At 72.0% G+C, this 12,455-nt stretch carries 9 protein-coding genes and 1 pseudogene; 2 read left to right on the top strand and 8 right to left on the bottom strand.

Going from position 1 to position 12,455, the window contains the following annotated elements; translation table 11 throughout:
- Positions 1-161 precede the first annotated feature (161 nt).
- The gene (locus AC1DW8_RS02410; RefSeq protein ID WP_478091599.1) at positions 162-917 is read left to right on the top strand and encodes an ANTAR domain-containing protein; all 756 of its coding nucleotides are present in this window, start codon (positions 162-164) and stop codon (positions 915-917) included.
- A gap of 36 nt (positions 918-953) precedes the next feature.
- Here the strand turns inward: AC1DW8_RS02410 and AC1DW8_RS02415 are convergent, their stop codons facing one another.
- Positions 954-1,790 (bottom strand): sigma-70 family RNA polymerase sigma factor, encoded by an 837-nt coding sequence (locus tag AC1DW8_RS02415; RefSeq protein WP_478091601.1) that lies wholly within the window; start codon positions 1,788-1,790, stop codon positions 954-956.
- A gap of 154 nt (positions 1,791-1,944) precedes the next feature.
- Here AC1DW8_RS02415 and AC1DW8_RS02420 point away from each other — a divergent pair.
- Positions 1,945-2,382: pseudogene (locus AC1DW8_RS02420) on the top strand (SDR family oxidoreductase); the annotation flags it as partial.
- 12 nt (positions 2,383-2,394) lie between these two features.
- On the opposite strand, the gene AC1DW8_RS02425 reads toward AC1DW8_RS02420, so the two are convergent.
- From AC1DW8_RS02425 to lysX, 7 genes are all read right to left on the bottom strand, one after another.
- Positions 2,395-2,766 carry a hypothetical protein gene (locus tag AC1DW8_RS02425; RefSeq protein ID WP_056822192.1) on the bottom strand — a complete coding sequence of 124 codons (372 nt, stop codon included), beginning with the start codon at positions 2,764-2,766 and terminating at the stop codon, positions 2,395-2,397.
- A gap of 60 nt (positions 2,767-2,826) precedes the next feature.
- Positions 2,827-4,008: a zinc-dependent alcohol dehydrogenase gene (locus AC1DW8_RS02430; protein WP_478091603.1), complete on the bottom strand. Its 1,182-nt coding sequence runs from the start codon at positions 4,006-4,008 to the stop codon at positions 2,827-2,829.
- A gap of 44 nt (positions 4,009-4,052) precedes the next feature.
- Positions 4,053-5,735 (bottom strand): alpha-amylase family protein, encoded by a 1,683-nt coding sequence (locus AC1DW8_RS02435; RefSeq protein WP_478091605.1) that lies wholly within the window; start codon positions 5,733-5,735, stop codon positions 4,053-4,055.
- Positions 5,732-6,745: a TIGR03885 family FMN-dependent LLM class oxidoreductase gene (locus AC1DW8_RS02440; RefSeq protein WP_478091607.1), complete on the bottom strand. Its 1,014-nt coding sequence runs from the start codon at positions 6,743-6,745 to the stop codon at positions 5,732-5,734. Before AC1DW8_RS02440 ends, AC1DW8_RS02435 begins: the two co-directional genes overlap by 4 nt.
- A 145-nt stretch (positions 6,746-6,890) precedes the next feature.
- A complete protein-coding gene (locus AC1DW8_RS02445) occupies positions 6,891-7,790 on the bottom strand; it encodes an SGNH/GDSL hydrolase family protein (protein WP_478091609.1) in 900 nt (299 codons plus the stop codon).
- Between the two features lie 91 nt (positions 7,791-7,881).
- A complete protein-coding gene (locus AC1DW8_RS02450; protein WP_478091611.1) occupies positions 7,882-8,997 on the bottom strand; it encodes an alpha/beta hydrolase in 1,116 nt (371 codons plus the stop codon).
- Positions 8,988-12,353: a bifunctional lysylphosphatidylglycerol synthetase/lysine--tRNA ligase LysX gene (lysX, locus tag AC1DW8_RS02455; RefSeq protein WP_478091613.1), complete on the bottom strand. Its 3,366-nt coding sequence runs from the start codon at positions 12,351-12,353 to the stop codon at positions 8,988-8,990. Before lysX ends, AC1DW8_RS02450 begins: the two co-directional genes overlap by 10 nt.
- Between the last annotated feature and the right edge of the window lie 102 nt (positions 12,354-12,455).

Raw genomic sequence — 12,455 nt, forward strand, 5'->3', positions numbered from 1 at the left:
GCGTCTCGCGCGGACCGGCAACCGGTGGTCCCTCAGCCATGGGACGCTGTCCTCCTGGCGCCCGCAGGGTGCCCGACGACCAGCAGCAGCACCGACCCGTGGACCCCTCGCCCGCCGCGCACCGGTCCACCGTCGGCACGGACCGAAGGTGGGGTGGACCCGTGAGCGTGGACCAGCAGGCCGACGACGTCGTGCGCGAGATCGCCGAGACCTTCGCCAAGCTCGGCTCCGAGCTCGGCTCGATGGGGCCGACCGACACGCTGGACGCCGTCGCCCGCATCGCGGTCGAACGCGTACCCGGCGCCAAGTGGGCGAGCATCTCGAGCTACGTGCACGGCCGGTTCCGCACCGTCGCCGCCACCGACGACGTGGCCCGCCGGGCCGACGCGATCCAGTATGCCGTCGGGTCGGGTCCCTGCATCGACGCCATCATCGACGACGCCCTCTACCGCCCGCGGGACCTGCGCCACGACGGCAGGTGGCCGGAGTTCGGCACGAGGGTCTCGCGGGAGCTCGGGATGCGCAGCATGCTCTCCTACCGCCTGGGGCGGGAGGTCGGTGACGGCATCGACGGCCTCAACATCTACTCCGACGAGGTCGGCGGCTTCACCGAGCAGTCCGAGCTGGTCGGCCTGATGCTGGCCACGCACGGCGCGCTTGCTGCGGCGCTCTCCGCCCACCAGGAGCAGGTCGAGAACCTCCAGCGGGCGCTGCTGTCCAACCGCGAGATCGGCGTCGCGATGGGGGTGCTCATGACCCGACACCACGTGACGCGCGACCAGGCGTTCGGCCTGCTGCGGATGGCGAGCCAGAACTCCAACCGCAAGCTGCACGACGTGGCGCTCGAGGTGACCGACACCGGTGCGCTGCCCAGGATCACGGGCGACCGTCCGCGGCGGGCGCCCACCGCAGAGTGACGGCGTCGGCAGCCTCCGCTGCCTCCGCCGGGTCGCTCAGGAGGCGGTGCCCATCTCCGCGGCGGCCTCGGTGGGCGGGGTGGGTGTGACCTGCCCGGCGAGGTGGTCGTGGAGCCGGACGGTGATGCGCCGCAGGGTCCGGGAAACCTGCATCTGGCTCACGCCGCGCACCTCGCCGATCTCGCGCTGGGTCATGCCTTCGACGTAGCGCATGAGGAGCAGCTCGCGCTCGTCGTCGTCGAGCTCGGTCAGGGCCTCTGCGAGACAGACGCGGTCGTCCGCCCCAGCGAGGTCGTCGTCGTCCGCGGCGAGGAAGGCTGCGAGGCCTGGCCGCTCCTCGTCGGAGGGGCTGCAGTCGAGCGACAACGGGCGGAAGCCGGTGGCTGCGGTGGCCACCTCGCGGACCTCCTCGACGGACGCACCGACGGCCTGGGCGAGCTCTTCGTCCGTGGGGGTGGCGCCGAGCTCCTGCTCGAGACGGCCCCGGACGGACTGCAGGTTGGCGCGGAGCTCCTGGAGGCGTCGCGGCGGCCGCACGACCCAGCTGCGGTCACGGAACCATCGCTTGAGCTCGCCCGAGATGGTGGGCACGGCGTAGGCGGCGAATGACGGAGCATGGCCGGGTTCGTAGCGGCGGACAGCCTTGACGAGGGCCAGGCGCGCGACCTGCACGAGGTCGTCGTGCTCGACGCCACGCCCGTCGTAACGTCCGGCCATGGAGGCGCAGAGATCGAGGTAGAGGTGGACGATCTCCTCGACGATCGGCTCGGAGTCCTCCGGTGTGCGAGCGGCGGCGAGGCGGCGGAAGAGCTCGGACGTCTCGGCGTCACGCTCGGCGAACGACAGTCGGGGATGCAGAGGGTGCTGCGACATGACTCATCTCCGGATTCCGGTGACGGAGTCGGCGCTGTGATTGGACCGCTCAGACGACTCGACAGTGCCATGCAGGAGCCCCTTCGCGCAACGGTCCCTGCGGACAAACGTCAGGTCCGCGTCCGGTCGGCTGCCACAGCCGCTCGTGACGCCGGACGTCGCCATCAGCCACCTGCCGGCCGAGCAGCCCGACGCCGAGGACACCCTCGCCTGGATCGAGAAGGCGGGCCGCACGGGCGTCCTCGTGCCCGGAGACCTCGTCGAGCGCCAGGCCTACGACCCGTCACCCGGGCTGCTCGATTACGCAGCCACCAAGGCCGCGCTCAACAACCTCACCGTCAACCTGGCAGCCTCATTGGGCCCCAGGGGAATCCGTGGCAACGCGGTCGCGCCGGGTCCGATCTGGACGCCGTTGCAGCCGGCGCCGCGTGACAGCAGGAAGATCGAGAGGTTCGGCGCGGACACGCCGCTGGGACGCGCCGGTCGGCCTGGTGAGGTCGCTCCGGCATACGTCTTTCTCGCGTCCCCGACGGAGGCCAGCTACGTGTCGGGCACCGTCCTCGGAGTGACCGGTGGCGGCGCGGTCTTCTGAGCCCGGCGACGGTCAGCCGTCACGCTCCCACGGAGCCTCCTCACCCATCTTCGCGTAGTACTTCGCGAGGTGGCTCCGGACCCGGTCGCGGTCCTTGTCCGGCAGGTCGACCCCGCCTCGTGAGCCCTGCATGACCGCGGCAGCGGCCATGACCGCGCGCGGGACGGCCCTGAGACGCCCGTCGACCACGTCGGCGAAGAGGAGCTTGTAGGCCGTGAAGTTCGTCTTGCTGTCCGCGTCGTACCAGACGTGCGCGTCGCGGTACTTCTCGTTGGGCCCCTCCTCCGCGCCTGCCCACGCCCGCACCCGCTTCTCGGCGGCGTCGCCGTCCCACTCGCGGTCGCGGTCGGCGAGAGGAAGGTCCTGGAAGCTCGTCACGCTCATGAAGGCGTCTCCTTGTCGTGTGGTTGTCTGGGCTGTGGTTGGACCGGTGAGCCGTGTCGCTCAGGGGCGGAGGACGACCTTGAGGCATTCGTCCTGCTTCTCCTGGAAGACGCGGTAGAGGTCCGGCGCGTCCTCCAGGCTGCCGTGGTGGGTGGCGAGACTCTCGAGTCCCAGGACGTCGTCGTCCGTGCGGACGATGTCGAGGAGCTCGTCGCTCCAGCGGCGCACGTGGCACTGGCCCATCCGAACCGTCAGGCCCTTGTCGAAGAGCTCCATCCTCGGCATCGGGTCGGCCATGCCCCCGTAGACGCCGCTGATGGACAGGGTGCCGCCTCGGCGCACGGCTGCGACCGCGGTGTGCAGGGCCGCGAGCCGGTCGATCCCGAAGGTCTCGATCGCTCCGCGGGCGATGGGCTTGGGCAGGCGGCCGGCGCCCGCGATGACCTTCTCCGAGAACGGGTTTCCGTGGGCTTCCATGCCGACCGCATCGATGACCGCATCCGGTCCTCGACCTTCTGTCAGGTCCTTGAGGGCCCGCGCTACGTCGGTGTCGGACGCATCGATGACCTCGGCGCCGCGGGCCCGTGCCTTCTCGATCCGGTCGGGCACGAGGTCGACGCCGATGACCCGGCCGACACCCCGGTGCAGCGCCGACCGGACGGCGAGCTGACCCACCGGCCCCAGTCCCAGGACGGCCAGGGTGTCGTTGCCGTTGACGTCGGCGTACTCCACGGCCTGCCACGCCGTGGGCAGGATGTCGGAGAGGTAGAGGAAGCGCTCGTCCGGCATGTCGTCGGGGACGACGATGGGCCCGAAGTCGGCGTGCGGCACCAGGACCCTCTCCGCCTGACCGCCGGGCACCGAACCGTAGAGGCTCGTGTAGCCGAAGAGGCTGGCGCCCTTGCCGGAGTCGGTGTTCTGCGTCGTCTCGCACTGCGCGAACAGGCCGCGCTGGCACATCCAGCAGCGACCGCAGGAGATGTTGAAGGGCACGACGACACGATCGCCGACGGCGAGCGTCGCGACACCTGGACCGACCTCCTCGACGATCCCCATGAACTCGTGCCCGAGCACGTCCCCCGGCTTCAGGTACGGCGCTAGCACCCGGTAGAGCTGCAGGTCCGAGCCGCAGATCGCCGTCGAGGTGACGCGCACGACGGCATCGGTGGTGTGGGCGATGTCGGGATCGGGCACGTCGGTCACCCGGACGTCCTCGATCCCGTGCCACGTCAGCGCCTTCATGTAGCGGAAGTACCCGCGGTGGCCCGAGGGAAACGTCCGGGGCGTCAGAGGAGTGGATCCTCGCCCTCGCGGACGAGGAGCAGCCAGCGGTAGCCGTACGGCTCGATGTCGACCTCGACTGGCCCCGACGGCGGCACGGTGACGTCGGGACGGTCCCCGAGGACGTCGACGAGCCGGGAGCCTACGGGCAGGTCGGGCACGGTGAGGGGCACGATGGCGCCGTCCTCGCCGAGGTTGTGTAGCGCGACCATCGCCCAGTCACCGGAGCGGCTGACGTGCGCGAGGACGGCCGGCACCGGGTGGTCGAGCACCTCGACGGTCGCCCACCCGCTCTCGGGGAGCTGGCGGTAGCGTCGCGCCAGACGGCGGACGAACCACCACAGCGACTCCGGGTCGCGGCGCTGGTCGGAGACGTTGACGTGCTCCGGGCCCCAGACCCCGGAGGGCATCGGGCGGGTCAGGCGCTTCGGGGCGGCGGAGGAGAAGCCGCCGCTGGGTGTGGGCGTCCACTGCATCGGGGTCCGCACCGCGAGCCGACCCGGGACGTCAAGGTTCTCACCCATGCCGATCTCCTCGCCGTAGAAGAGCACGGGCGTGCCGGGCAGGGAGAACATGAGGGAGTAGGCGAGCCGCACCCTTCTCTGGTCACCGCTCACCATGGGCGGCAGGCGTCGTCGCAGTCCCCGGTCGTAGAGCTGCATCTCCGGATCGGGTCCGAAGGCGTCGAAGACCTCGCGTCGCTCCCGCGTGGTCAGCTTGTCGAGGGTGAGCTCGTCGTGGTTGCGCACGAAGCTGGCCCACTGGCTCGTCACGTCGAGCGGCGGGCGCTCGCGCAGGGCCTCGGCCAGCGGTCCGGCGTCTCCGCGGGCGAGGGAGAGGTAGAAGCGCTGCATCCCGATGAAGTCGAACTGCATGTTGAGACCGTCGCCGTCGTCACCGCCGAAGAAGCGCCGCTGCTCGGGGTAGGGCAGGTTGACCTCACCGAGGAGCACCGCGTCCCCGACGCGACGGGTGACGAACGACCGGACGTCGCCGAGGTAGCGGTCGGGGTTGAACGCGTCCGCGTCGTCGACGCCCGGCACCCCGTCGCGGGCGAAGAGGAACGGCACGGCGTCCACCCGGAAGCCCGACACGCCGAGCTCGAGCCAGAAGCCCAGCGTCCGGGAGATCTCCTCCTGGACAGCAGGATTCGCGACGTTGAGGTCCGGCTGGTGCTTGTAGAAGTGGTGGAGGTAGTAGTCGCCCGTCTTCTCGTCGCGCTCCCAGATGCTGTCCTCCTGGTCGGGGAAGACGACGTCCTTGGCGCTCGACCGGGGCTTCGTGCGGCTCCACACGTAGTAGTCGCGGTACGGGTCCTCACGGCTGCGCCGGGCGGACTTGAACCACGGATGCTGGTCGGAGGTGTGGTTCATGACGAAGTCGATGATGACCCGGATCCCGTGGGCACGGGCGGTGCGCATGAGCTCGACGAAGTCACCCAGTGTGCCGAGGCGTGGGTCGACGCCGAAGAAGTCGGTGATGTCGTAGCCGTCGTCCTTGCGGGCCGTCGGGTAGAAGGGCATCAGCCAGAGGCACGTCACGCCGAGGTCGGCGAGGTACTCGATGCGGTCGGTCATCCCGCGCAGGTCGCCCACCCCGTCGCCGTCGGAGTCCTGGAACGTCTCGATGTCGGCGCAGTAGAGGACGGCGTTCTTCCACCACACGTCACCCGTGTCGCTCATCCTCATCGGTCCTCCTCCCGTGCGCCCAGAGATGAGGCGCCCTGCGCCGCAGGGCTGGTCACCGACAGCTGAGGCAGCACGGAGGTGCCGAACGCCTCGATGAAGGGTGCCTGGTGCTGGCCGACGAAGTGCACGTAGAGCTCGTCCCAGCCCATGTCGACGTAGTCCTGGAGCCACTGCGCGTGGCGGTCGAGGTCGCCCGAGACGAGCACCGCCTCGCGGACCTGGTCCGGCGAGACCGTCTCGCCGATGAGGTCGAAGGCCTCGACCGTCTCGGTGTCCCACGCGACGGGAGGCCCGATCACGTTGCTGCGCCACTGGTCGTGGGCGACGTGCAGGGCCTCGTCCTCCGTGGGAGCCCAGCTCACGTGCACCTGCAGGCGGGCGGGACCGCGTCCACCGGCGTCGCGGTAGGCCGCCAGGACCGCGCGCAGCGTCTCGGGTGGTTGGTTCACCGTGATGAGGCCGTCGGCCCACCCGGCGTGACGTGCGGCCGTCTCTGCGGTCACCGCCGGCCCGACGAGGTCGGGCACGGGATCCGCGAGGGTCCAGAGCCGCGCCCGGTTCACCGACACGAGCCCGTCGTGGCTCACCTCCTCTCCGGCGAGGAGGCGACGGATGACGTCGACGCACTCGACGAGGCGGGCGTCACGGACCTCCTTGCGCGGCCACACGTCACCGGTCACCCGCTCGTTCGAGGCCTCGCCCGACCCGAGCGCGGCCCAGAAACGTCCGGGGAACATCTGTCCGAGCGTCGCGATGGCCTGCGCGGTGACGGCGGGGTGGTAGCGCTGCCCCGGCGCGGTGACGACGCCGAACGGGAGGGACGTGGTCGCCAGGGCCGCGCCCAGCCAGCTCCACGCGTACCCGGACTCGCCCTGCCGGCTGCTCCACGGCGAGATGTGGTCGGACGACATGGCCGCCGTGAAGCCGGCGTCCTGCGCCGCGCGGACGTCCCGGAGCAGCTGGGCGGGGTCGATCTGCTCGTGCGAGCAGTGGAAGCCGATGACGGTCATGCCTCCCCACGCAACCGCACCTGAGGGTGCGCCGTCAACGCCCAGTGGTCCGGCGTGCTTGCGGCTGTTGGGATCTCGACTGAACGGGTATGAGGCAAGATTTGTGTCGGTCCAGCCCACACTCCAGCCCCACTCCGGTCGACCCTCAGGACGCCCCACGCCACGCCGCGACCGCCCCCGCCGTGGCGAGCTCGTCCACGACGGCGGTCGAGAGCAGGGTGTGGCCGCTCGCGTTCGGGTGGTCACCGTCGTCGAGGAGGTCACCCGTCGGATCCCGGGTGCCCGAGGTGCCCTTGAGCGGGCTGTACGCGTCCACGTAGACCGCGCCCGTCGACGCGGCGACCTGGTGGACCGTGTCGTTGACCAGGCGGGTGAGCTCGTCGCTGCCGAGGACGAAGTCCTCGCCGAGAGCCCGGCCGACCGAGCCGTCGACCGTGACGTTCCAGTAGCCGAGCAGGGCGATCCGCAGGTCGGGACGGTGGTCGACGCGGCGGATCGCCGCGATGATCCGGGTCAGGCCGTCGCGCAGGCCGGCGACCGTGGCGGACCAGCAGTCCGACCCGGCGGCCGGGAAGCAGCCCTGGTCGTCGACCCGGTCGAGATCGAAGTCGTTGGCCCCCACCTCGACGAGGACGAGGTCGGCGTTCGCGAGGTGGCCACGGGTGGACGAGGAGCCGAGGTCGTCCTCGACGTCCGACGTGGTCCAGCCGCCGTTCGCGTCGTTGTGCACCACCCAGCCCCGGTGGGTCAGCGCGCCGAGCCGCTGACCGACCTGCTCGACGTAGCCGGTGCAGCCGCACGTCTCGGCCGACGGCACGGAGTCCCCGAGACCCACGAGCGTCAGCGGTCCGGACGGCGTCGTCTCGGAAGCGGACGGCGTCGCGGGAGCCGGGTCCACCGTGGTGGCAGACGCGTTCGGTGCCGCGCCGGGATCTCCCAGGAGGGTCGGCGGTCCGAGGCCGGGCACCACACCGCTCAGGCCCAGGGCGGCGAGGACGGCCAGGCCGAGCAGCGCCGCGACGAGGTGGCGAGGTCGCGGGCGCACCCCGCGCACCCCGCGCACCCCGCGCCCCCGGCGCCGGCCGCGGCCCGGGGGCCCGTCAGGGGCCCGGCCCGACGGCATACGTCGTCTCGGCTCAGGCACGGAAGCCCGGCAGGGTCTGGGCCAGCCACGCGAGGGCGGCCGGGACGTAGGGGGTGAACACCGAGTCCCGGTGGCCACCGTGTGCGAGGACGGTGCCCGTCACGTCGAGCGGGCTCCGGGCGACGCTGAGGAACTTCGACGTCGTGGGGTAGGACAACGTGTCCTCGCGGGAGGTGAGCACCCACATCGCCACCGGCGGCGGCGCGGTGTGCGCCATCGTCACGAGGTCGTAGCCGCGCTGGGTCGCGGTCGTCAGGGGGTCGTAGGCCGCACTGAAGTCCGGACGGAAGTAGCCGAGGAGCACGACGGCGGCGCCGAAGACGTCGGGGTGGCGCATCGACAGCGACGCTGCGCACCAGGCGCCGTAGGAGTAGCCGAGCGTGGCCCACGACGTCCGCGTCAGCGTGACCCGGAAGTGGTGCGCGGTCCACGCGGGGATGTCGTGGGCGAGCCACGTGTCCGTCTGCGGCTCTCCGACTCCGCCGTTGACGCACTCGGTGTCGAGGCTCGCCGGGGTGTCGATGCGCGGGACGACGACGATCGAGGGGGCCAGCCGGTGCTCGGCGGTCAGGGCGTCGACGGAGCTGAGGAAGTCGAGCTTGAGGAAGCCCTTCGGCCCGCTCGGGAAGCCGTGCAGGCCGAGGATGACCGGATACGTGCGCGAGGACCTCGGGTCGTAGCCGACGGGCAGGTGGACGTAGACCTGGCCCTCGGCGTTCGACCGCGTGTCGACGACCGTGTACGTCTGCAGCCGCGAGCCCGGCTGGGGGAGGGGTGGCAGCACGGCCGGGCTCGTGACGCCGCGGAGACCGGGACCGGCCACGGCGGCCGTGACGACCTCGGGGCTCGTCCCGCCGTGGTGCACCTGGACGGACGTCGAGCGTGAGCCGAAGAGGTCACCCCAGCTGGAGTAGAAGAGGTACTGGTCGTTGAGCGCGGCGCCTGCGAGGGCGAGGACGAGGATGTTGAGCAGCACGACCTGCACGCCTCGTACGACGGCGCGCGAGATGCCGGAGCCCCACCGGGGCAGGCCGGCGACGACCAGTCCGAAGACGACGAGCGCGAGCACGGAGAGCAGGACGACGGGGCCGGGATCGGTCAGCTCCATGCGGGGCTCGTCTCTCGGTCGGCCCGACGCGTGCTCATCGGACGCACGAACGGGAACGTCAGCACCGAGCGGATCGAGGTGTGGGTCAGGAGCATGACGAGCCGGTCGACACCGATCCCGAGACCTCCGCTGGGTGGCATCCCCAACTCGAGGGCGTGGAGGAAGTCCTCATCGACCTCCATCGCCTCGGGGTCGCCTGCAGCGGCCTTGAGCGACTGCTCGGTGAGCCGCGCCCGCTGGTCGACGGGGTCGGTCAGCTCGCTGTATGCCGTGCCGACCTCCATCCCCGCCACGACGAGGTCCCAGCGCTCGACGAGCCCGGCCTCCGTCCGGTGCGGCCGGGTCAGGGGCGAGGTCTCGACGGGGAAGTCGGTGTAGAAGGTGGGCAGCATCGTGACCGGCTCGACGAGCTCGGCGTAGAGCTCCTCGATGACGGCCCCGGCGCCCATCTCGGGGCGCACCGTGATCCCGTGGAGCTCGGCCAGGCCGAGCAGCACGTCGATGTCGGTGTCGACGGTGACCCGCTGTCCGACCGCGTCGGAGACCGCGTCGAGGACCTTCACCACCGGCCACTCCCCGCTGATGTCGACGAGGTCGACCCCCTGCGTGCCGTCGTCGTCGAGCGCGTCGAGCCCGTCGCGACGCGGACCCGGGACGGGCAGCGGGATGACCTCCCGGCCGTGGACGGTGCGTGCCGCGGCGCGGACGAGCCGCTCGGTGAGGTGGCGCATCGTCGTGTAGTCGGCGTGCGGCTGGTAGACCTCGAGCGAGGTGAACTCCGGGTTGTGCGTGGCGTCCGCCCCCTCGTTGCGGAAGTTGCGACCGAGCTCGAAGACGGGACCGAGTCCGGCGACGAGGAGCCGTTTGAGGTGCAGCTCGGGCGCGATGCGCAGCGACAGGTCGACGCCGTACGCGTTGATGAACGTCCGGAAGGGGCGCGCGCTCGCACCACCGTGGGTCGTGTGCAGCATCGGGGTCTCCACCTCCAGGAAGCCGGCGTCGCCGAGCGTCCTCCGGATCGACCCGACGACGGCCGAGCGGCTCCGGAGCAGCTCGACGTCGCGCGGGTGGACGAGCAGGTCGGTCGAGCGCCGGCGCGCCCGGGTTGCCGGGTCGTCGAAGGCGCGGAACGGGACGGGGTGCAGGCACTTGGCCTCCATCCGCCAGTCGTCGGCGAGCAGGCTCGGGGTGCCGGTGCGGGACCGGCCGGTCGTGCCGTCGACGCGGACGAGGTCGCCGACGTCGACGAACGAGGTGAGCCGGTCGAGGCATTCCCGGCCGAGGCGGGCCGCGTCGAAGATCACCTGCAGGCGTGACTCGCCGTCGACGAGGCTCGCGAAGGCGACGCCGCCGTGGTCGCGCACCTCCCTCACCCGTCCCACGACGGACAGCGTTCGTGGGGCCTGCCAGGCGTCCGGGCCGAGGGTGGCGATCGGGGTCGTCGTCACCGAGGCCGCGCCGACCGGGTAGGCGTCGACCCCGGCCGCGCGCATCCGGTCCAGGGCGGCGGCGCGGTGGCGGAACTGGTCGGACCGGCGCGGGCCGAGGCCCTCGACGTCGACGGGCGGCGCGCTGATCTCGGCCACCTGGGCGAGGTGCTCGGCGTCGAGCTCGGTACGGCCGGTGCGGACGTTGCGGATCGACGGGTGTCGCACGAAGCCCTCGGCCGCCCCGGCGGCGAGCGCGACCTGTGGGAGGGACACGGCGTCGTCGTAGCAGAGGAAGCGCGGCTGCCACGCCGGCTCGTACTTCTCGTTGGCCCGGTAGAGGCGCTCGAGCTGCCAGACGCGGTCGAAGAAGCCGAGGACCGACGCGCCCACCCGCGTCAGCGACCGGGACCCGAGCCGCTCGGCGTCCTCGAACACGGAGCGGAACATGCAGAAGTTGAGCGAGACCCGTGCCAGGCCGAGCCGGCGGGCGTGGGCGAGCAGCTCGCTCACCATGAGCTCCGTGACGCCGTTGGGGGCGTCTGGGGAGCGCCGCATGACGTCGAGCGAGACGCCTGAGCGTCCCCACGGCACGAGGGAGAGCACCCCGACGAGCGACCCGTCGGCGGCGTGGGCGGTCACGTGGAGGACGTCCCCGTCGGCGGCGTCGCCGCCGCGGCCGAGGGCCATCGAGAAGCCGCGGTCGGTCTCGCCCCCGCGCCACGCCTCGGCGCGGTCGGTGATCTCGGCGACCTCGTCGGCCCGCAGCTCGCGCTGGCGACGCACGCGGACCTCGAGTCCGGCTCGGGCCGCCCGCGCCACGGCGTGCCGGACCGGCGAGAGCGAGGCCCTCCGGAGGTCGAAGCGCGCGGGGTCGAGGATCGCCTCGTCCCCGAGGAGCAGCACGCGCATGCCCCCGGTGGCGGCGTACGCCCGGGCGCCGCGCTCGCTCGCGCCGACGACGGCCGGCACCCAGCCGAACTCGCGTGCCTCGGCCCGCCAGGCCTCGATCGCCGGTTGCCAGCTGTCCGGATGCCCGACCGGGTCGGCGCTCGCCAGGGAGACCCCGGCGACGATCCGGTAGGTGACGGCGGCCCGACCGTCGGGGGAGAAGACCGAGGCCTTGTCACGACGGGTCGCGAAGTAGCCGAGGGAGTCCTCGGCCCCGTCGCGGGCGAGGAGGCCGCGCAGCGCCACCTCGCGGTCCGGCGACCAGCGGCTGCGCGGGCGGGCCGAGGCGAGGAAGAGAGTGACGGCCGCGAGGATCGTCAGGCCGGCGCAGACCGCCACGACGTCGACGACCCAGGGTGGGACGAGCGCGAGGGTGCGGCGGCTCACACCCCCGAAGACGGCGAGCACGGTGTCGAGGAGGGGGTCGACCTGGGAGCGGGGAGCGCCGACGGCGCCGAGGAGCAGCCAGGCCACCCCGAGCGTCACGACGGAACCGACGGCGAGCGCAGCGAATGCGAGGCCCCACGAGCCACGCTGGAGCCGGCCGGTGAACTCGTGCCGGATCCGCCAGAGCCACCACAGGGCCAGGGCTGCGACGAGGGTCGAGACGATGTCGAGTCCGCGCCCGAGCTCGCCGCGACTCACCCACATCTCGGTCCGGGGGAGCCGTGCGGCCGGCACGAGCGCCACGAACCCGACGTAGATGCCCAGGACCTGGAAGACGGCGACGAACCACAGCCCGATCCGCTTGCGGCCCAGCAGCGCCCGAGTGGCCAGGGCGAGGACGACCACCGACACGAAGGTCGGGGCCACCGGCACGTTGAGGAGGCCGAAGATGCCCTCGGCGAGGAACGGGTGCGGTCGGCGTCGGGCCAGCAGGGTCAGCAGCAGTGCCACGAGGGTGGCGAGCGCGTAGAGGCCGGTGAGCAGTCGCGCGGGACGGTGCGATGCCGGCGCCCGCAAGGTTCGGGTGCCCATGTCGCAGACGATCCACCTGCGCGCTGGACGGTCGCTGGGCGTTGCCTGCGAACGGCCCCACAGGCCGCGCCCAGCCCACATCCAGTGTCGTACGGGCCCGAC

The organism is Terrabacter sp. P2_E3 (assembly GCF_056403915.1).

What these genes read in the sequence shown, in the direction of transcription:
- AC1DW8_RS02415 (WP_478091601.1), bottom strand. Translation starts at nt 1,790, where the DNA reads ATGTCGCAGCACCCTCTGCATCCCCGACTGTCGTTCGCCGAGCGTGAC.
- AC1DW8_RS02425 (WP_056822192.1), bottom strand. Translation starts at nt 2,766, where the DNA reads ATGAGCGTGACGAGCTTCCAGGACCTTCCTCTCGCCGACCGCGACCGC.
- AC1DW8_RS02430 (WP_478091603.1), bottom strand. Translation starts at nt 4,008, where the DNA reads ATGAAGGCGCTGACGTGGCACGGGATCGAGGACGTCCGGGTGACCGAC.
- AC1DW8_RS02435 (WP_478091605.1), bottom strand. Translation starts at nt 5,735, where the DNA reads ATGAGGATGAGCGACACGGGTGACGTGTGGTGGAAGAACGCCGTCCTC.
- AC1DW8_RS02440 (WP_478091607.1), bottom strand. Translation starts at nt 6,745, where the DNA reads ATGACCGTCATCGGCTTCCACTGCTCGCACGAGCAGATCGACCCCGCC.
- AC1DW8_RS02450 (WP_478091611.1), bottom strand. Translation starts at nt 8,997, where the DNA reads ATGGAGCTGACCGATCCCGGCCCCGTCGTCCTGCTCTCCGTGCTCGCG.
- lysX (WP_478091613.1), bottom strand. Translation starts at nt 12,353, where the DNA reads ATGGGCACCCGAACCTTGCGGGCGCCGGCATCGCACCGTCCCGCGCGA.